This is a genomic window from Frigoribacterium faeni (assembly GCF_011761235.1).
In the GTDB taxonomy this organism is placed as follows: Bacteria; Actinomycetota; Actinomycetes; order Actinomycetales; family Microbacteriaceae; genus Frigoribacterium; species Frigoribacterium faeni_A.
Genome location: NZ_JAAOYW010000001.1, coordinates 724757 through 744343, shown reverse-complemented (window position 1 = coordinate 744343; position 19587 = coordinate 724757). Strand labels below are relative to the sequence as shown.

General features: G+C 73.9%; 17 protein-coding genes. 12 read left to right on the top strand and 5 right to left on the bottom strand.

What is annotated here, in order from left to right; translation table 11 throughout:
- Positions 1-14 precede the first annotated feature (14 nt).
- Genes FHR78_RS03420 through FHR78_RS03410 form a run of 3 tightly spaced genes read left to right on the top strand, consistent with a single transcriptional unit; the run spans position 15 to position 3132 of the window.
- Positions 15-968, top strand: coding sequence for an ABC transporter permease (locus FHR78_RS03420; RefSeq protein WP_166759083.1), 954 nt, complete (start codon positions 15-17; stop codon positions 966-968).
- Positions 969-971: 3 nt separating this feature from the next.
- Positions 972-1724 (top strand): ABC transporter ATP-binding protein, encoded by a 753-nt coding sequence (locus FHR78_RS03415; protein ID WP_432207136.1) that lies wholly within the window; start codon positions 972-974, stop codon positions 1722-1724.
- Position 1725: 1 nt separating this feature from the next.
- Positions 1726-3132 (top strand): hypothetical protein, encoded by a 1407-nt coding sequence (locus FHR78_RS03410; protein ID WP_166759082.1) that lies wholly within the window; start codon positions 1726-1728, stop codon positions 3130-3132.
- On the opposite strand, the gene FHR78_RS03405 is transcribed toward FHR78_RS03410, so the two are convergent.
- Positions 3094-4407, bottom strand: coding sequence for an exopolysaccharide production protein (locus tag FHR78_RS03405; protein WP_166759081.1), 1314 nt, complete (start codon positions 4405-4407; stop codon positions 3094-3096). The genes FHR78_RS03410 and FHR78_RS03405 overlap by 39 nt on opposite strands.
- Before the next feature lie 62 nt (positions 4408-4469).
- On the opposite strand from FHR78_RS03405, the gene FHR78_RS03400 reads away from it, so the two are divergent.
- On the top strand, positions 4470-5249 hold the full coding sequence (locus FHR78_RS03400) for a glycosyltransferase (RefSeq protein WP_166759080.1): 780 nt from the start codon (positions 4470-4472) through the stop codon (positions 5247-5249).
- A 33-nt stretch (positions 5250-5282) separates the two neighbouring features.
- On the opposite strand, the gene FHR78_RS03395 is transcribed toward FHR78_RS03400, so the two are convergent.
- The 3 genes from FHR78_RS03395 to FHR78_RS03385 are packed head-to-tail and all read right to left on the bottom strand — an operon-like array spanning position 5283 to position 9709.
- Positions 5283-7091: a hypothetical protein gene (locus FHR78_RS03395; protein ID WP_166759079.1), complete on the bottom strand. Its 1809-nt coding sequence runs from the start codon at positions 7089-7091 to the stop codon at positions 5283-5285.
- Positions 7092-7101: 10 nt separating this feature from the next.
- Entirely contained in the window at positions 7102-8469 is a 1368-nt protein-coding gene (locus FHR78_RS03390; RefSeq protein WP_166759078.1) for an O-antigen ligase family protein, read from the bottom strand.
- Positions 8470-8512: 43 nt separating this feature from the next.
- On the bottom strand, positions 8513-9709 hold the full coding sequence (locus FHR78_RS03385) for an acyl-CoA dehydrogenase family protein (RefSeq protein ID WP_166759077.1): 1197 nt from the start codon (positions 9707-9709) through the stop codon (positions 8513-8515).
- Positions 9710-9944: 235 nt separating this feature from the next.
- Between FHR78_RS03385 and manA the strand changes: the two genes are divergently transcribed.
- The 5 genes from manA to FHR78_RS03360 all read left to right on the top strand — a co-directional run bounded on the left by manA (position 9945) and on the right by FHR78_RS03360 (position 17074).
- Positions 9945-11111 (top strand): mannose-6-phosphate isomerase, class I, encoded by a 1167-nt coding sequence (manA, locus tag FHR78_RS03380; protein WP_166759076.1) that lies wholly within the window; start codon positions 9945-9947, stop codon positions 11109-11111.
- Positions 11112-11164: 53 nt separating this feature from the next.
- The gene (gene galE, locus FHR78_RS03375) at positions 11165-12124 is read left to right on the top strand and encodes a UDP-glucose 4-epimerase GalE (RefSeq protein ID WP_166759075.1); all 960 of its coding nucleotides are present in this window, start codon (positions 11165-11167) and stop codon (positions 12122-12124) included.
- Positions 12125-12386: 262 nt separating this feature from the next.
- Positions 12387-12662 (top strand): WhiB family transcriptional regulator, encoded by a 276-nt coding sequence (locus FHR78_RS03370; RefSeq protein WP_347878029.1) that lies wholly within the window; start codon positions 12387-12389, stop codon positions 12660-12662.
- A gap of 154 nt (positions 12663-12816) precedes the next feature.
- The gene (locus FHR78_RS03365) at positions 12817-15669 is read left to right on the top strand and encodes a glycosyltransferase (RefSeq protein ID WP_166759074.1); all 2853 of its coding nucleotides are present in this window, start codon (positions 12817-12819) and stop codon (positions 15667-15669) included.
- Positions 15662-17074, top strand: a complete 1413-nt coding sequence (locus FHR78_RS03360; RefSeq protein ID WP_166759073.1) for a DUF5719 family protein — start codon at positions 15662-15664, stop codon at positions 17072-17074. Before FHR78_RS03365 ends, FHR78_RS03360 begins: the two co-directional genes overlap by 8 nt.
- Before the next feature lie 74 nt (positions 17075-17148).
- On the opposite strand, the gene FHR78_RS03355 is transcribed toward FHR78_RS03360, so the two are convergent.
- Positions 17149-17598 (bottom strand): hypothetical protein, encoded by a 450-nt coding sequence (locus FHR78_RS03355; RefSeq protein WP_166759072.1) that lies wholly within the window; start codon positions 17596-17598, stop codon positions 17149-17151.
- Between the two features lie 35 nt (positions 17599-17633).
- Here FHR78_RS03355 and FHR78_RS03350 point away from each other — a divergent pair, with 35 nt between their 5' ends.
- The 3 genes from FHR78_RS03350 to FHR78_RS03340 all read left to right on the top strand — a co-directional run bounded on the left by FHR78_RS03350 (position 17634) and on the right by FHR78_RS03340 (position 19577).
- Complete coding sequence (locus tag FHR78_RS03350) at positions 17634-17846, top strand: DUF3499 family protein (protein ID WP_166759071.1); 213 nt, start codon at positions 17634-17636, stop codon at positions 17844-17846.
- Complete coding sequence (locus tag FHR78_RS03345; protein ID WP_166759070.1) at positions 17836-19263, top strand: phosphomannomutase/phosphoglucomutase; 1428 nt, start codon at positions 17836-17838, stop codon at positions 19261-19263. The genes FHR78_RS03350 and FHR78_RS03345 overlap by 11 nt, the downstream gene beginning before the upstream one ends.
- 62 nt (positions 19264-19325) lie before the next feature.
- A complete protein-coding gene (locus FHR78_RS03340) occupies positions 19326-19577 on the top strand; it encodes a metal-sensitive transcriptional regulator (protein ID WP_233569053.1) in 252 nt (83 codons plus the stop codon).
- The last annotated feature ends 10 nt before the right edge of the window (positions 19578-19587 follow it).

Below are 19587 nucleotides of genomic sequence, written 5' to 3'. Positions count from 1 at the left end.
AGGCATGGAGATCCGTGAGTACTGAATCCGAGGCGCGCATCCAGCGCATCGCGACCCTGCCGTTCGAGAAGGCGGGGGCGCCCGAGGGCGGCCTGGTGAGCGGCATCGCACCGGCCGTCCGTGACATCTGGGGCCACCGCGCCCTGCTCGACCTGCTGATCCGGCGCGAGCTCAAGGCCCGCTACAAGGACAGCGCCCTGGGCTTCGTCTGGAGCTTCATCCGGCCGCTCACCATGCTGGCCATCTACTACTTCGCCGTGGGCCAGGTGCTGGGCGCCGCCCGCTCGGTGCCGCAGTTCGCGATCTACGTCTTCGCGGGCCTGACGCTGTGGGGGCTGTACAACGAGGTCATCGCCGGCGGCACGACGTCGATCCTCGCCAACGCCGGCCTGATCAAGAAGGTGTACGTGCCACGGGAGCTGTTCCCGCTGGCGTCGCTCGGGTCCGCGCTGTTCAACTTCGCGGTGCAGTTCGTGGTCCTGCTCGCCGCCGTCGTCGTGCTGGGGCAGTTCCCGCTCTCGTGGAACCTGCTCTACGTGCCGGTGGCCGTCGTGCTCACGGTGATCTACGGGCTCGCCCTGGGGCTGTTCCTCTCGGCGGTCAACGTCTACCTGCGCGACGTCCAGTACCTCGTCGAGGTGGCCCTGCTCATCCTCTTCTGGGCCTCGCCGATCGTCTACTCGTTCGGCATGGTCGTCGACCGCGCCGCCGCCCGCGGCCAGGAGTGGATCGTGACGCTGTACCAGCTCAACCCGATGACCGACATCATCCTCGCGTTCCAGAAGGGCATCTGGCGCGCCGGGAGCGAGACCACGACGATGGCCGACGGCACCGTGGTCCCGCCGCAGCCGTTCCCCGTCGACCTCGACTTCCGCCTCCTCGTCCTCGCCGTCGTCGGCCTCGCCCTGCTGCTCGTCGCGCAGCGCGTCTTCGCCCGCCTGCAGGGCAACTTCGCCCAGGAGATCTGACCCGTGAGCCCCGCATCCTCGACGCCCGCCGTCCCCGTCGTCACCATGACCGACGTCTCGAAGCGCTTCGTCATCCGCAAGGAGAAGTCGCTCAAGGAGCGCATCGTCAACCTCGCCCGGTCGAACAAGCACAAGGACGACTTCTGGGCGCTCCGCGGCATCTCGCTCGACATCGAGGCCGGCACGACCGTCGGCCTCATCGGCGCCAACGGCTCGGGCAAGAGCACGCTGCTGAAGGTCATCGGCGGCATCCTGCAGCCGTCGACCGGCGAGGTGCGCCGTCGCGGCCAGCTCGCGGCGCTGCTCGAGCTCGGGGCGGGGTTCCACCCCGACCTGACGGGCCGCGAGAACGTGTTCCTCAACGGGTCGATCCTGGGGCTGACGCAGCAGCAGATCGCCGGGTTCTTCGACTCGATCGTCGACTTCAGCGAGATCGGCGAGTTCATCGACACGCAGGTCAAGTTCTACTCGTCCGGCATGTACGTGCGGCTCGCCTTCGCCATCGCGATCCACGTCGATCCCGACGTGCTGCTGGTCGACGAGGTGCTGGCCGTCGGCGACGAGCCGTTCCAGCGCAAGTGCCTCGACAAGATCGCGCAGTTCCAACGAGAGGGGCGCACGATCGTCATCGTCACGCACGACCTCGGGACGGTCGAGAACATGTGCGACCGCGCCGTGGTGCTCTCGCACGGCCAGGTCATCTTCGACGGCGACCCGGTCGAGGGCGTGGCCGCCCTCCGACGGGACTTCGCGTAGCGTGACGAGGCGGGACGGGACGACGCCCGACGACGGGCTGTCCGCCGCCGCGTCGACGGCTCCCGGCGGCCTGCCGCCTGCCGAGGTGCCGGCCGAGGCCGCGGCGAGCGGCGGCGGGCGCAGCCCGCTGATCGCGCTGGGCACCGGCACCGTGCTGCTGGGCGGCTGCAACTACCTGTACCTGGCCCTCGTCGGGAACATCGTGGGCGGGGTGGCGAGCGCGCCCGTGTCGGTCCTCTGGACGATGATGGCCGGCATCGCGGTGGGGCTGTTCCAGCCGGTCGAGCAGATGCTCTCGCGCGGCATCGCCCGCGCCCGGGACACCGGCGCGTCGACCCGGCCGATCGTGGTGCGGACGCTCGCCCTCGCCGGCGTCGTGCTGGCGGCGGCCCTCGTGCTGCTGCTCGTCTTCGCCGACCCGATCGGGCGGCTCCTCTTCTCGGGGCAGACCGAGTTCGTGCACCTCTTCGGCGTCGGCCTCGTGGCCTCGACGGCGCTGTTCGCCGCGCGCGGCTGGCTGGCGGGCACGGGCCGGTTCGGTCGCTACGGGCTCGAGATGTCGCTCGAGGGCGTGCTCAAGGTGCTGGGCGTCCTGGCCCTCGCCGCGGGCGGTGCGACCGACCCGCGCCTCCTGGGCTCTGCCCTCGTCGTGGCCCCGATCGTCGCGGCCGCCGTCGCGCTGGCCGGCGTCCGTCGGGCGGCCCCCGCGAGCCAGGCACCCGCCGCGCCGCCGACGCCCCGGTCGGCCGACCTGGCCGCCTACGCCGCGCTCACGACGGGGTCCCTCCTGCTGCAGCTGTTCGTCAACGTCGGGGTGATCCTGGCGCAGGTGGCCGTCAGCGGAGAGGCGACCGCCTACACGGCGAGCCTCGTCGCCGCCCTCGCCGTCGCCCGCGTGCCCTTGTTCCTCTTCAACGCGGTCCAGTCGCTCATGCTGACGCGGTTCACGGTCGACGTGCAGCGCGGGCGGTTCGCGGCCCTCGTGCGGTCCCTGGCCGGGTGGAACGTCGCCGTGCTCGGGCTCGGCGTCGTCTGGGTGGTGCTGGTCTGGCTGACGGGCGCCCTCGTGGTGTCGTGGTTCGGCGAGGACTATGAGATCGCCACCGGCGACCTCGTGCTGCTCGCCGTGTCGTGCGTGCTGCAGATCGTGACCATGGTCGTCACCCAGGCCCTGCTGGCCCTGCACCGGGAGCGACTCGCCACGGTCGTCTGGCCCGTGGGCCTCGTCGTCCTGCTCGCGGTGTACCTGCTCTCGCCGGCCGACCTGGGCACGGCCGTGGCCGTCTCGATGGTGGCCGGGACCGCGACGACCGCCGCGGCCGCGACGGTGCTCGCGGCGTGGTCCGTCCGCCGAGCGTCGGCGGCGACGTCAGCGTCGGTCGACGGCGGGGCGCGCCTCGAGGCGTGAGCGCCACGAGCGCTTCCGCGCGGCGATCGTGGACGCCGCCACGACGAACATGAGCGTGCCCTCGAAGAGCGCGTAGCTCTCGGCGATCGACACGACCCCGATCAGCACCAGCACGAGCGCAGGCCAGGCGTAGGCGACGATGGGGTGCGAGGAGGCGGTCGTCCAGGCCCGGACGAAGGCCAGGCCGCCTGCCGCCACGAGCAGGAGCACGCCGACGAGGCCCACCTGGAACCAGGTGTCGAAGAGGGCGCCCAGGCCGGTGGCGGAGGGGCGCCCCGCCGAGGTCAGCAAGGTCGAGAAGGGGAACACCTCGGTGGGCCACTGCCCGACGAAGCCCCAGCCCTGCAGCGAGTTGACCTCGATCAGCTGGCGGAGCCGCGCCCAGAGCGCCACGCGGACGTCGACGTCGCCCGTGGCGTCGACGGCGGGGAAGATCCGCTCCCGGCTGAGCCAGGCGACGACGCCGCCCAGCGAGACGAGCCCGGCCAGCACGCCCTGGATGACGGGGCGCCGTGCCGGAGGAGCCCCCCGCAGCGATCGGAGCGCCAGGCCCGCCACGACGAGGGCGAGCACCGCGGCGGCGGTGACGGGGGAGCGGGAGAAGAGGACGCAGAGGGCGGCCAGCGTGCAGGAGGCGAGGCCGAGTCCCCGGGACACCGAGCGCGTCAGGTACTCGACCGCGAAGGTGACGAGACCGAGCGCGGCGAGGAACCCAAGGTAGTTCCGCGTGCCCGCGATGCCCTGGATCGGCCCGCCGACCGCCAGGTCGCCGGCGATGCCGAGGAACCGGATGGGCTGGTCGATCAGCAGGCCGCTGAACACCTCGAGGGCCAGGGAGGTGACGAGCAGGATGCGGAGGGCGTCGCCCGAGGCCCGGACCACCTGCACCAGGTCGCGGCCGAGCGCCAGGTACAGGCCGAGTGCGCCGAAGGCGACCGCGTAGGCGACGCCCCCGATCGTCGCCCACGTGTAGTCGCTCCAGAACACGGAGACGCCCCACCAGCCGAACAGCGCGATGAGCGACACGGGCAGGATGCCGTGCCACTCGATGTGGTGGCGCTGGCCGAGCAGGGAGCACGCCGCGAGGGCGACGAGCGACACGAGGACGGCGAGGGAGCCCGGCCAGCCGATCAGGGCGCGGACGGCGTGGGCCGAGAACGCGTACAGGACGACGGCGACGGCGAGCGCCTGGCTCAAGTGCCCGCCGGCCGAGAACCCGATCCACGCCGAGACGTAGCGCCGCACGGGCTCGTGCGCTCGTGCCGGGTGTGCCATCGGACCATCATGTCAGCCCGCGCCTCCCTGACGGGCCGTGCGGCCTGGGCTAGAGTCGTGCCGTGCTGCCCTCGAACGCCTCAGTCCACACCGGTCGCGGTGCCCTCGTCGTCATCCCCACCTACGACGAGGTCGAGAACATCGAGAGCATCGTCGGGCGGCTCCTGGCCGCCGCGCCCGAGGCGCACGTGCTCGTCGTCGACGACGCCAGCCCCGACGGGACCGGCGAGCTCGCCGAGCGGATGGCCGCCGCGGACGAGCGCGTCCACGTGCAGCACCGCACGGGCAAGCTCGGCCTGGGCGCCGCGTACGTCTTCGGCTTCGGCTGGGGGCTCGAGCACGGCTACGAGTTCCTCGTCGAGATGGACGCCGACGGGTCGCACCCGCCGGAGCGCCTCCCGGCCATGCTCGCCCGCGTCGCCTCGCAGGCGCCGGACGCCCCGTCCCTCGCCATCGGCTCCCGCTGGGTGCCCGGCGGCAGCGTGGTCAACTGGCCGCTGAGCCGTCAGGTGCTGAGCCGCGGGGGCAACGCCTACGCGCGCATCGTCCTGGGACTGTCGCTGAAGGACGTCACAGCCGGCTTCCGCGCCTACCGCGCCGAGACGGTGCGGGCCATGGACCTCAGCCACATCGACTCCAAGGGCTACTGCTTCCAGGTCGACATGACCCTGCGCGTGCTCGACCAGGGGCACCGCGTCGTCGAGGTGCCGATCGAGTTCCGCGAGCGCGAGCGGGGCGAGTCGAAGATGAGCCAGGCGATCGTGGTGGAGGCCATGCTGCGCGTGACGCAGTGGGGCGTCGGGCGCCGCCTCGCCGCCCTCCGCGGACTCGTCGGGCGCTGACCCGACGATCGGCGCCCCGGCGCCGACCGACGGCTAGCGGCCGACCTCGAACAGCAGGTACCGGCCGTCGACCGACTCGACCTCGGCGTCGACGTCGCCCGTGGCGGCCTCGACGAACGGGCGCCAGCCCTGCGGCGCGTCGCTGTAGCCGGCCGTGTCGACGAGGACGGCGCAGGCCTCGGTCTCGTCGACCGTCGACGCGAACGAGCGCGGGGTCGTGACGTCGGCCCACACGTCCCAGCCCGTCGTGCCCCGGACCGAGCCGTAGCTCCACTCGAGCTGACCGGGTGTCGAGTAGAGGTACGGCAGGGCCTCGTCATAGTCGTTCAGCTGGCCGATCTTGCCGCTGTCGGGGAAGCTCTTGAGGGGCAGCTGCACGACGCCGCAGCCGTCGGGCAGCGCCTCCTCCGCGGCCTCGACGAAGACCGCCGTCTGCGTGCCGTCGGTCGGGCTGATCGGGTACGCCCGGTCCACCCCGGTCACCTGGTCGGGGACGGCGATCGCGACGACGGCCGCGACGGCCGCGAGCTTGAGGCCGTACCTGCGGGGCACGGCGTCGACGAGGAGCGCCATCGCGGCGAGGCCGAACAGGATCAGGAAGATGCTCAGCCGGCTCCAGGCGCGGATCTGCGGCCCGACGACGAGCGCGACGAACACGCCGAGCCCCGAGACGATGTAGAACGCGAAGGTCCAGGCGGTCGCGAAGGCCAGGGCCCTGACCTGCGGTCGCGACACGAAGCGCCCGACGGCGGTGGCCTGCAGGCCGCGCCCCGACGTGGCGGTGGCGACGAACACGACGGCGAAGAGCACGACGAGGCCGATCGAGGCGATCACCGGGGCCCCGGGCGGCTCCGTGGTCGAGATCGCGTTGCCCTTGGCGTACTCGGCGGCGTACTCGTCGAAGAAGCTGAGGTCCGAGCCCGCCCACGGCGTGAGCAGCGTGAGCAGCTTGCCCGCGTAGTACTCCGACTCGCCGACGAGCCGGTCGTTCACGTAGGGCGCGTACCGCTCTCCGAAGCCCAGCCCCAGGACGACGAGCGCGGTGCCCACGGACGCGGCGAGCGACCCGAAGGCGAGGGTCGGCCAGGCGAGCTCCCGGAGCCCCTCGCGGCGCACGAGCACCGTCACGACGCGGGCCGCCCAGGTGCCCGCGACCACGATGGCCGCGAAGACGAAGTAGTAGGCGCCCGTGGTGGCGATCAGGAGGCTCAGGAGGACGACGGGCGTGCCGTGGGCCAGCCGGCGGGCGACCGGCGAGGCGAAGCGGGCCCCCCACCGCCGGAACGGGTCCGTCGACGGCCCGGCGGCGACGAGGACGAGGATGCCGGCCAGGGGGATCGCCCAGTAGGCGGCCAGGAACGCGTGCCCTGCCGCGATGCGGAAGAAGTGGTACGGCGCGACGCTGAACAGGACGGCGAACAGGACGGCGACCGCCGGGCGGACGCGGACCGCCCGGAAGAACGCGTACCCGGTCACGGCGGTCGCCGCGAAGGTGAGGAGGTAGTACAGGTTGAGCATCAGCAGGCCGCCGTCGAGCACCGTCGCCATGGCGGCCATCACCAGTGCCGAGGCGACGTCGACCTGGCTGCTGAAGAACACGTTCAGGCCGTCGGGGAACCCCAGAGCGGGGTTCTCGGCGAACGAGAACGACTGGGTCGCGGAGGTGAAGAGCGTGTAATGCAGGATCGCGTCGTCACCGCCGGCCTGCCAGCGCTGCGACAGGTCGGCCGGGCTGATCTTGAAGGCGACGACGGCGACGGCGACGCTGACGACCGCCGCCGCCACCGCGCCCCCGAGGTCGATGAGGCGACGACGGACGGGCGACGGTGCGGAGGAGGACATCGCGTCGACCCTATCGACCGTCCTGTCCCTCTCCGCGCGCCACACGCGGGGGCGGCCGGTCGTGGTCGGTCCAGCCGTACGGGTCGCGCCGCGTCACCACGACCAGGACGACTAACAGGGCCCAGCCCCACTCGACGATCAGCCGGGACTCCGCGAGCCCGTGCACGAGCAGGAGGGCCAGCAGCAGGACGGGCAGCAGGTCGAGGGCCGACCACGGTGCCTCCGACCGGCGGCCGAGCACGCGGCGGTCGGTGGCCCACGACCAGGCGCGGAGCACGACCCCGACCACCACGAGCAGGAACAGCGCCAGGCCGACCCAGCCGAGCTGGAACCACACGTCGAGGTACGCGTCGTGGGCCTGCAGGTAGACGACGCCGTTGCGCTCGGCGAGGTCGATGAAGGGCTCGGAGATGGGGATCCAGTAGCTGACCCAGCCCCAGCCGACCACGGGGTGCTGCACGCCGAGGTCGAGCACGGCCGCCCAGATGTCGGTGCGTCCGGTCAGGTCGCCGCTGCGCCCGCCGAGGGCGAGCAGCGGCTGTCGCGCGAGGACGACGGCCCCGACGGCGAGCACGGCGAGCAGCCCGGCGACGCCGTAGACCCTGCCCCGACGCTCGTGCGGGGTGCGTCGGAGCGTCACGACGAGCAGGAGCACGAGGGCCACGGCGACGGCGCAGGCGACGGTGGTGGCCGAGCGGGTGAGCACGAGGGCGACGACGGACGCGGCGATGCCGACGCGGGCCGTGTTCGTCGTGACCTGGCGCGCCGACGCCTGGACGGCCGTCACGACGAGGGCCAGCAGGGCGAACACGGCGAGGATGTTGCTGTTGCCCTGCAGCCCCTGGATCCGCCCGCCCGTGAACAGCTCGGCGCGCGACCAGAAGAAGGCGTCGGGCACGCCGCCCGAGCAGTCGAGGTAGACGGGGCAGACGGGCCGGCGCACGAACACCCCGACGACGAGCTCGAACAGCAGCGAGAGCACCACGTGCAGGCGCAGCGCCCGGCCGAGGGCGACCACGATCGACGGCCACGGCAGGGTGGAGGTGACGGCCACGGCCCCCAGGGTCGTCGCGAGGGTCGCCCCGATGCCGATCGCCGAGGCGGCGGGGTACTGCGACCAGGCCAGCGACACGACGGCGAAGAGCAGCCAGAGCACGAGGAGGCGCGGGAGCGTCCGCACCCGGGGCGGGTGCCGCACCACGACGACGGCGGCCGCGACCACCATGGCGCCGCAGACCGCGCCCCAGCCCCAGAAGCTCGTCGCGTTGCGCAGCACGTCGCCGCCGAGCAGCACGACGAACACGAGCGTGGCGAAGAGCGTGCGGGCACGCTCGGGAGGCGCCGGCGCGGCACGGCGAGCGGGGAGCGTCGTCGTCATGCGGACCAGGCTAGACGACGGCGGCCCCGCACCCCTGCGTCGCTCAGACGAAGGCCGCCTGGCCGGTGATGCTGCGCCCGACGATGAGCGTGTTCATCTCGCGCGTGCCCTCGTAGCTGTACAGGGCCTCGGCGTCGGCGAAGTGCCGGGCGACGTCGTAGTCGAGCACGATGCCGTTGCCGCCGAGCACCTCGCGGGCGTGGGCCACCGTCTCGCGCATGCGGGCCGTCGTGTAGGCCTTGGCCAGCGACGCGTGCTCGTCCCGCTGCGTGCCGTCGTCGAGCATCTGCGACACCCGCACAACCATGCCGAGCGAGGCGGTGATGTTGCCGATGCACTTGACCAGCAGGTCCTGGACCAGCTGGTGCGCCGCGATCGGCTTGCCGAACTGGACGCGCTCGCCGGCGTAGGCGAGCGCGGCCTCGTAGGCGCCGATCGAGTTGCCGACCGCGGCCCACGCCACCTCGGCGCGCGTCAGCCGGAGCACGGAGGCGGTGTCCCGGAACGAGTTCGCCTGCTGCAGGCGCAGGCTCTCGGGCACGCGGACGCCGTCGAGCACGATGTCGGCGTTCTGCACGATGCGGAGGCTCTGCTTGTCCTCGATCTTGGTCGCGGTGTAGCCCGGCGTCGAGGTCGGCACGATGAAGCCCTTCACCTGGCCGTCCTCCGCGCTCTTGGCCCAGATGATCGTGACGTCGCTGAACGTCGCGTTGCCGATCCAGCGCTTCGAGCCGTTCAGCACCCAGTCGTCGCCGTCGCGGGTCGCCACGGTGCGGAGGCCCTGGGCCGAGTCGGAGCCGGACAGCGGCTCGGTCAGCCCGAAGGCGCCGACGAGCTCGCCGCTCGCGAGGCGGGGCAGCCACTCGGCCCGCTGCTCGGGGGAGCCGCCGACGCTGATCGAGCCCATGGCGAGCCCGTTCTGCACGCCGACGAAGGTGGCGACCGAGGCGTCGACCCGGGCGAGCTCGAGCGCCACCCACCCGCGGAACACCGCCGAGTTCTCGAACGTCCGCGTCTCCTCCCACGGGAGCGCGAAGATGCCGAGGTCGGCCAGGCCCCGCACGATGCGCTGCGGGAACTCCGCCCGGGCCCAGTGGTCGTTGACGAGGGGCTTCACCTCGGTCTCGAGGTACCGGCGCAGGTCGGCCAGCACCGACTTCTCCCGGTCGGTGAGCAGGTCTTCGTACCCGTAGAAGTCGCTGGTGAGCGAGGTGAACGAGGTGAGGGTCGGTGTGGACATCAGGTGGCTCCGTTGCTCCGTGTCGTGGTGGCGACGACCGGCGCCCGCGCGCCGTCGTCCCTGGTGAGACGCCGCGAGCCTAGGCACGAGCACGGGGAGCGGCAACGGGCTTGGTAGTTTTGGCCAAGGCCCCCCGGTCGGGCCGCTCGCTCCTTTGTAGAGGGGGCCCAAGCACCGCCGACCGGACGTCGCGCACACCGCCCGGCGGCACGATCCACGACACGCTCGGAGAACCATGTTCCTCGCCATCACCAACACGCCGCGCGACTACGCGTGGGGCTCCCGCAGCGCCATCTCCGAGCTGCTCGGGCGCACGCCGACGGGCCGCCCGGAGGCCGAGCTCTGGCTCGGGGCGCACCCGGGGTCGCCGAGCATCGTCGTCGCCCCCGCCGTCGTCGACGGCGCCGACACCCTCGCCGACTGGTTCGCGGCGGAGCCGGCCAGGGCACTCGGCCGCGGCCGCGCCGAGCTGCCGTTCCTGCTCAAGGTGCTCGCCGCCGACCAGCCCCTGTCGATCCAGGCGCACCCCACGCCCGAGCAGGCCGAGGAGGGCTTCGCCCGCGAGGAGGCGGCGGGCGTCCCCCTGGACGCGCCGCACCGCAACTACAAGGACAGGTTCCCCAAGCCCGAGATCATCGTCGCGCTGAGCGAGCGCTTCGACGCCCTGTGCGGGTTCCGCGACCCCGCCGACACCCTCGCCGACATCGACGTCATCGACGCGGGCACCGGCCGCCTGACGCCCCTCCGCGGCAGCGTCCAGGCGTCGCTCGAGTCGACGCTGGCCTGGCTCTTCGACGGCTCGGACGAGTCGCGCCGCGTCGTCGCCGACGTCGCCGAGCTGGCGAGGGCGGTCGTCGACCCCGGCCCGAGCACGGCCACGGTCGTCGAGCTCGACCGGCTCTACCCCGGCGACCCGGGCGTGGTCGTCTCCCTGCTGCTCAACCGCGTGTCGCTGCGGGCCGGCGAGGCGCTGTTCCTGCCCGCGGGCAACGTGCACGCCTACCTCGGCGGCCTCGGCATCGAGCTGATGGCGCCCTCGGACAACGTGCTGCGCGGGGGCCTGACGCCCAAGCACGTCGACGTCCCCGAGCTGCTGCGTGTCCTCGAGTTCACGCCGCTGCCCGTCCCCTGGCTGCGTCCCGTCGAGGTCGCCCGCGGCGTGGAGCGCTTCGCGCCGGAGGGCACCGGCTTCGCGCTGCTGCGCGTGCACGCCGGAGGCGCCGGTGCGGTCGTCGAGATCGGCGGGCCGAGCATCCTCCTCGTCACCGACGGCGAGGTCGACGTCAAGGGCCAGGACGGCTCGATCCACCTGGCCAGGGGCGAGTCGGCCTTCGTCACCCCGGACGAGGTCCGTCTCGCGGTCAGCGGCGGCGGGCAGCTGTGGGTGGCGACCCCCGCCTGAGGCGCCTCCCCGGCGTCGCGGGGGCGGCCCCTCCGCGTCGCTAGGCTGACGACATGTCATGGTTGGTCACCGGCGGTGCCGGGTACATCGGGTCCCACGTCGTCCGCGAGTTCACCGAGGCGGGCATCGACGCCGTCGTGCTCGACGACCTCTCGTCCGGCCTCGAGGCCTTCGTGCCCGACGACGTCCCGTTCGTCCGGGCCAGCATCCTCGACCGCGACGCGGTCGCGGGCGCCCTCGAGCAGCACGGGGTGACGGGCGTCGTGCACGTGGCCGGCTACAAGTACGCCGGCGTCTCGGTGCAGCGACCGCTGCACACCTACGAGCAGAACGTCACGGGCACGCAGGTGCTGCTCGGCGCGATGGCCGACGCCGGGGTCGACGCCGTCGTGTTCTCGTCGAGCGCGGCCGTCTACGGCACGCCGCCGACCGACGTCGTCACCGAGGACACGCCGAAGGCGCCGGCCTCGCCGTACGGCGAGAGCAAGCTGGTCGGCGAGTGGCTGCTCCGCGACCAGGCGACCGCCGTCGGGCTGCGGCACACGAGCCTGCGCTACTTCAACGTCGTCGGGTCGGGATCGCCCGACCTCTGGGACGCCAGCCCGCACAACCTGTTCCCGCTGGTGTTCGCGGCGCTCGCCGAGGGCCGCGCCCCGCGCATCAACGGCGACGACTACGACACCCCCGACGGCACCTGCGTGCGCGACTACGTGCACGTCGCCGACCTCGCCGTCTCGCACGTCGCGGCGGCCCGTCGGCTCGACGCGGGCGAGCCGGTCGAGGCGGCCTACAACCTCGGCTCGGGAGGCGGCGTGTCCGTCGCCGAGATCATGGCCGCCATGCGCGAGGGCACCGGGATCGACTTCACGCCCGAGATCGGACCTCGTCGCCCGGGCGACCCCGACCGCATCGTCGCCGACGGCGGCCTCGCGGCCCGCGACCTCGACTGGCGGATGCGCCACACCCTGCTCGAGATGGTGACCAGCGCCTGGGAGGCGGCCCCTCGCGCCTGACCCGGCCGGCGCCTCCTCGGTGACCGTCACGGGGGTCCGCGCGACCTTCCGCGACACGCCGGAGCCCGGTTGACCCTCGATGAGGGGTGCAGGGTTTATGGGGTCCGACTTGACGTGGCCGAACTACACCGGTGTAATTGGCACATCGCAGCCGTCCAGGAGCGAGTGAGACGAGGGGAGATGTGCTGTGGCGATCGACGAGAGCCGTGACGACCGAGACCCCGTCGCACCCGTCCGGGCAGGCGTGCCGGACGACTGGCACGTGGACCCGGTCCTGCTGGGCGTCCCCGGTGTCCGCCGGTCCGGCGAGGACGGCGAGGTCCAGCTGTCGTGGCAGGCCGACTCCCTCTGCGCGCAGACCGACCCCGAGGCGTTCTTCCCCGAGAAGGGCGGATCGACCCGCGACGCCAAGAAGATCTGCGCCTCGTGCGACGTGCGGGCCCAGTGCCTCGAGTACGCGCTGCAGAACGACGAGCGGTTCGGCATCTGGGGCGGTCTGTCCGAGCGCGAGCGCCGCAAGCTCCGCAAACGGGCCTGACCCGCTCCTCCCGACGTGCCGACGGCGCCCGGTCCCCGCACGGGACCGGGCGCCGTCGTCGTCCCGGGGGCGTCACATCGGGGGCTCACAGGTAGGCGCGGACCGGCGCGGCGCGGCGCGGCCGGCGAGGGGCCCGACCTAGGCTGCTCAGGTCATGCAGCCGAGAGTCACAGCGATCCTCGTCGCCCCTGGTGGAGCGACCTACCTCGACCGAACCCTCGACGCGTTGTCGCGGCAGGTGCGGCCGCCCGAGGCCCTCGTGGTCGTCGACGCGGGCGGCAAGGACAGCGCCGCCGGTCGCCTGTCGCTCAGCGGCGCCGCCCAGCTGACCAGCGTCCCCGCGGGCACCACCCTCGTCCAGGCCCTCGCGCAGGGCGTCCGGGTCTCCGGCCCGGGCGACTCCCCGCGCGACGGCGCCGTCGACCCCGACGAGTGGCTCTGGTTCCTCGGGCACGACAACGTGCCGACTCCCGACGCCCTCGACCGCCTCCTCTCGCAGGTCGAGGTGTCGCCCTCCGTCGCCGTCGCCGGGCCCAAGCTGATGCGCCTCGACGACCCCACGCTGATCGCCGAGTTCGGCGAGACGATGACGCGGTACGGGGCGTCGATGCCCCTCGTCGAGAGCCAGCTCGACCAGGGCCAGCACGACCACCACGAGGACGTCCTCGGCGTCGCCGCCGCCGGCATGCTCGTGCGGCGGAGCGTCTGGGCGGCCCTCGGGGGCTTCGACCCCGGACTGCCGCACGTCGACGCGGCCCTCGATTTCTCGGTGCGGGCCCGCCTCGCGGGGCACCGCGTCGTGCTCGTGCCCGACGCCCGCGTGTCGAGCGCCGGGCAGCCCGAGGACTTCGGCCAGGCCCCCGGCGGCCACGCCAGGGCGGCGCGCCTGCACCGAGCGGCCCAGCTGCACCGCCGGCTCGTCTACGCGCCCGCCGCCGCGCTGCCGCTGCACTGGCTCTCGCTGCTGCCGCTGGCGATCGTGCGCTCGATCTGGCACCTCCTCACCAAGAACCCCGGGGCCGTCGCCGGCGAGTTCGCGACCGCCCTCTCGGCGGCCTTCGGCGGGTCCCGGGTGCTGCCCGCCCGCCGGGCGCTGGCCCGCACGCGCACCGCCGGCTGGTCGGCCGTCGAGCCGCTGCGGGCCTCGTTCGCCCTCGTCCGCGAGCGGCGGGTCAGCGACCGCGACGCCCTCGTCGCCCACGGCGAGGACGCCGCCGACCCCCGGGCGAGCTTCATCGGGTCGGGCGGGCTCTGGGTCGTGCTCCTCGCCGCCGTCGTCGGCGTCGTGGCTTTCCTCGAGTTCCTGCCGCAGCCTGCCCTCACCGGGGGAGGCCTCCTGCCGCTGAGCACGTCCGTGCCCGAGCTCTGGGACAACGTCGGCTGGGGCCGGCACGAGATCGGCACCGGGTTCGTCGGGCCGAGCGACCCCTTCACCGCCGTCCTCGCCGTGCTGGGGACGATCACGGCCTGGTCGCCCTCCACGGCCGTGCTGGCCCTCTGGCTCGTCGCCCTGCCCGCCTCGGCCCTCGGCGCCTGGTTCGCCGTGCGCCGTGTCACGAGCCGGGCCTGGGTGCCCGCGGTGGTGGCCGCCGTCTACGCCATCTCGTCGCCCCTCCTGTCCGCGTTGCAGTCGGGGCACATCGGCGCCGTCCTCGCGCACGTCGCCCTGCCGTTCCTCGTCTGGGCCCTGATCGGGTCGGCCCGGTCCTGGGCGGCCGGAGCCACCGCCTCCTTGCTCTTCGCGCTCGTGGCGGCCTCGGCGCCGTCGCTCTGGCCCGCCCTGGTCGTCATCTGGCTCGGGTCGCTGGCCACCCGCCCTCGCGGGATCCACCGCATGCTGGCCGTGCCGCTGCCCGCCGTCGCCCTCTTCGTGCCGCTGGCCGTCGCCCAGGTCTCGCGCGGCACCTGGTGGGGCCTCGTCGCCGACCCCGGCGTGCCGTCGCGCATCGAGCCCGCGTCGCCGTGGCAGCTGCTCGTCGCCTCGCCCGAGACCGGGCTGAACGGCTGGACGTCGATGCTCTCGGGCCTCGGCGTGACGGGCGGCACGACCGCGATCGCGGTCGCCGTCGCGTTCCTGCCCCTGGGGCTGCTGGCCGTCGCCGCGCCGGTCGTCGGCCAGGCCCGTCGTGCGGTGCCCGCCCTGTCGCTCGCCCTGTTCGGGTTCGTCACCGCCGTCGCGGCCACCCACCTCTCCGTCTCGGGCGTCGGCAGCGAGACGACGTCGGTGTGGGCGGGCAGCGGCCTCAGCCTCTACCTGCTCGGTCTCGTCGGCGCCGCCGCGGTCACGCTCGACCGCCTGCCGCGCGTCGCCCCGCCCGCGGGAGTCGTCACGGCCGTCGTCAGCGTCGCGGCGGCGTTCCCGCTCGTCGTGGCCTCGTACGTGGGCACGGCCGACATCCGCCCCAGCTCGGGGCGCATCCTCTCGGCCTACGTGACCGCCGAGGCCGAGGCGTCGCCCGAGGTCGGCACCCTCGTGCTCACGCCCCAGCCCGACGGCTCCCTCGCGGTGTCGCTCGAGCACGGGCAGGGCGCGACCCTCGACGACCAGTCGACGCTGGACGCCACGGCGCAGCGGCTGAGCTCGACCAACGCCGACCTGACGGTGCTCGCCGGCAACCTCGTGAGCATCAGCGGGTTCGACCCGTCGGCCGACCTCGACCGGCTCGGGGTGGGCTTCGTTCTGCTCGGCGAGGCCGCGGACGGCGACGACGACGCCGAGGACCTCGAGCGCCGCGCCAGCGAGGCGCTCGACGGCACCGCCGCGTTCCAGCCCGTGGGCGAGACGTCGAACGGCCTGCTCTGGCGCTGGGTCGACGCCTCCGGCATCGAGCCCGCACGGGACGACGCCGGTCCGCTCCGCCCGATCGTGCTGATCAGCTGGGCCCTCGTCTTCGGCTCGGCCCTGCTGCTCGCGGTGCCCACGACGCCGCGCCGACGTCGCTCGCGCACCGGCGTGCCCGAGTCCGAGCAGCCCGCCACCACCTTCGACGAGGAGAGAGATGACTGAGCGCCCCCTGATCGCGAGGACCCGCCGCGTCGCCCTCGGCGCGGCCGGCCTCGCCGTCGCGGCCGTGGTCGTCGGGGCCGCCGGCGTGCTGCCGCTCCCGACCCTGCAGACCGTGCCCGCCGGGCAGGTCGTCACGCCCGTCCCGGTCGACCAGCAGCGCGTCTGCGCCGGCAGCCTGCTCCAGCTCTCCGACGCCGAGGGCCAGCAGGCCACGACCGCCAGCTCGGTCGGCCGCGCCCAGGTGGCCTCGACCTCGAGCTCGGGCGACGACGAGAGCGACTCGCTCGCCGGCGCCGACGGCAGCGACTCCGACCCGGTCGTCTGGACCACGCCCGTCCAGGGCGACGATGTGCCCCTCGTCGCGGCCGCGCAGAGCCAGGCCGTGTCCGAGGGCGACCTCGTGGGCTTCGCCTCCGCCCCGTGCGCCGAGCCGACGAGCTCGACCTGGCTCGTCGGGGGCTCGACCGAGACCGGTCGGGTGTCGCTCGTGGTGCTCGTCAACCCGACCGACGTCAACGCGACCGTCGACCTCGGCATCGCCGCCGAGGAGGGCCGCGTCCAGGGGCCCGGGATCGACGGCATCGTCGTCGCGCCCCGCAGCCAGAAGGTCGTCCCGCTCTCGGGCTTCGCCACGGGGCTCGTCTCGCCCGTGGTGCACGTGCAGAGCCGGGGCGGCCGGATCGTCGCCTCGCTGCAGCAGAGCGTCGTGCGGACCCTCGACCCCGGCGGGGTGGACGTCGTCAGCGGCGGCGCGGCCCCGGCGCGCCAGGTCGTCGTCCCGGGCATCGTCGTGCGCGACTCGGCGTCGCTCGAGGGCGCCGTCTCCGAGCCCTCGTCGGCCGACCTGCAGAGCGTCGTGCGCGTCTACGTGCCCGGCGACGAGGCCGCCCAGGTCTCGGTGACCCTGTCGACCGCGGACGGCACCTCCGTGCAGTTCCAGACCCGTGCCGAGGCCGGGCGCGTCACCGACGTCCCGGTCGACGGCCTCGGCGACGGCACCTGGACGGCGACGCTGGTCTCCCAGGTCCCCGTCCTCGCCGGCGCCCGCACCTCCACGATCTCGCCCGAGGGCGCGGTCGACCTCGCCTGGGCCTCGGCCGCCCCGGCCCTGCGGGGCGACACGCTCGTCCAGGTGCCCCAGGGCGAGGGGCCGACGCTCTCCGTCGCCAACCCGGGCACCGAGGCGGCCACGGCGACCGTGGGGGTCGGCGACGCCGAGCCGCAGCAGGTGTCCGTGCCGGCGGGCAGCACCGTCGACGTCGCGGTCGCGGCCGGCGACGTGGTCTCCCTGACGGACGCCGACGGGCTCCGTGCCGCCGTCAGCTGGTCGGCGGCCGGCGCGCTCGCGTCGTGGCCCGTGACGTCGCCCCTGCCGGCCTCGACCCCGGTCACCGTCTACCCGTAGCCGCGCACGCGCGGCGGGCGGGCACCGTCACGGGGCCGGCGGCCACCGTCACGGGGCCGGTCGGCCGCCCGGGCTCAGCGGTCGCGCCAGCGGTCGGGGGAGAGGTCCCACGGGTCCTTGCCGAGAAGGTCGCCGACCGCCTGCAGCACCCAGCCCTCGACGAGCACCCGGTGCTGCCACTCGGGGTCGGCCGCCCGACGCGCCTCGGGCACGTGCGAGAGGCGCTCGATCGGCAGCCGGTAGAGGACGACGGTGCGGGCCGTCCGGTCGACGCGCCACCGCTCGACCGAGGAGGCGTCGGGGGCCGCGGGCAGGCCCGCGACCTCGAAGGCCACGTCGGCCAGCTCGTCGGGCCAGAGCTCGCGGAGGTGGTCGGCGGTCTCGGCGACCAGGTCGTCGAAGAGCTCGACCCGGGTACGCAGGAACGGCAGGTGGGGGCCGGCGGCCGAGGAGCGCAGGCCGCGCCCGTGACGGTCGCGGCGACGCGACCGGTCGGTGACGCGCACACGGCGGGACCTCGGCATCAGGCCATCGTAGTCCGGCGGTATCGTGGCGGACGATGAACGCTCGCCCCTGCACCAAGGTCGCCTGCCACGAGGAGGCGGTGTCCACCCTCACCTACGTGTACGCCGACTCGACGGTGGTCGTCGGCCCCCTCAGCGACCGGGTGGAGCCGCACGGGTACGACCTGTGCGCCCGACACGCGTCGTCGTTGTCGGTCCCGCAGGGCTGGCAGGTGCTCCGCCGGGTAGTTTTGGGGCATGACAACTGAGAACACCCCCGACCTGACCGCCTTCGTCAAGACCTACGACGTGCGCGGCCTGGTGGGGACGCAGCTGACCGAGGAGGTCGTCGAGGCCTTCGGAGCCGCCTTCGCGGACGAGGTCGAGGCGGCGGGCAGCGAGCTCGTCGTCGGCCACGACATGCGCGACTCGTCGCCCGCGTTCGCCGCCGCCTTCGCGCGCGGCGCGCAGGCCCGGGGCGCCGACGTGGTGGCCCTCGGCCTCTGCTCGACCGACGAGTCCTACTTCGCGTCCGGCTCCCTCGACGCCCCGGCGGCCATGTTCACGGCCAGCCACAACCCCGCGACCTACAACGGCATCAAGATGAGCCGCGCCGGCGCGCAGGGCATCAGCCTCGACACGGGCCTGTCGTCGATCCGCGACCGGGCGGCGGCCTACCTCGCCGACGGCGTGGCCGCCGTGGCCGAGCCGGGCTCGCTGCGCGAGCACGACGCCCTGCCGGGCTACGCCGCCCACCTGCGGGGCCTCGTCGACCTCTCGGGCGTGCGCCCCCTCAAGGTCGTCGTCGACGCGGGCAACGGCATGGGCGGGATGACCGTCCCCGCGGTGCTCGGCGAGGCCGCCGGCCTGCCCGGCCTGCCGCTCGAGATCGTGCCGCTGTACTTCGAGCTCGACGGCACGTTCCCCAACCACGAGGCCAACCCGCTCGAGCCGGCCAACCTCGTCGACCTGCAGGCCGCCGTCGTCGAGCACGGGGCCGACCTCGGCCTCGCCTTCGACGGCGACGCGGACCGCTGCTTCGTCGTCGACGAGAAGGGCGACGCCGTCACCCCGTCGGCCGTCGCCGCCATCGTCGCCGTCCGCGAGATCGCCCGCGTGCGCGCGGCCGAGCCGGACGCCCGCATCTCGGTCATCCACAACCTCATCACGTCGCGCGCCGTGCCCGAGGCCATCGTCGCCGCGGGCGCCGTCCCCGTCCGCACCCGCGTCGGCCACTCGCTCATCAAGGACGAGATGGCGAGCACGGGCGCGATCTTCGGCGGCGAGCACTCGGCGCACTACTACTTCCGCGACTTCTGGGGTGCCGACAACGGCATGCTCGCGGCCATGCACGTGCTCGCCGAGCTGGGCCACCAGGACGAGCCCCTCTCGACGCTCACCGACCGCTACACGCCCTACTCGGCCAGCGGCGAGATCAACTCCACGGTGACCGACGTGCCGGCCGCCTACACGCGCATCGTCGAGGCCTTCGCCGGGCGCGGCGAGCTCGACGAGCTCGACGGCCTGACGATCACGGGCGCGTCGGAGGACGGCGCGTTCTGGTGGTTCAACGTGCGCCCGTCGAACACCGAGCCGCTGCTGCGGCTCAACGCCGAGGCGGCGACCCGCTCCGGCATGGAGGCCGTGCGCGACGAGGTGCTGGGCCTCATCCGGGAGTCGCGGTGACCGGTGCCGCCGACGGCGCCGACGGCGCCGCCCCTCCCGGCTACGGTGCCTCGAAGCAGCAGATCGTCACCCGGCTGCGCCGGGCCGAGGGCCAGGTGCGCGGCATCCAGCGCATGGTCGAGGACGACGTCTACTGCATCGACGTGCTGACGCAGGTGAGCGCCGCCACGAAGGCGCTCGAGACGGTGGCGCTGCAGCTGCTCGAGGACCACCTCGCGCACTGCGTCGCCGAGGCCGCCCGCGAGGGCGGCGCCGTCGCCGACGCGAAGATCGCGGAGGCGTCGGCCGCCATCGCGCGCCTGGTGCGTTCCTGAGCCTGGGCGA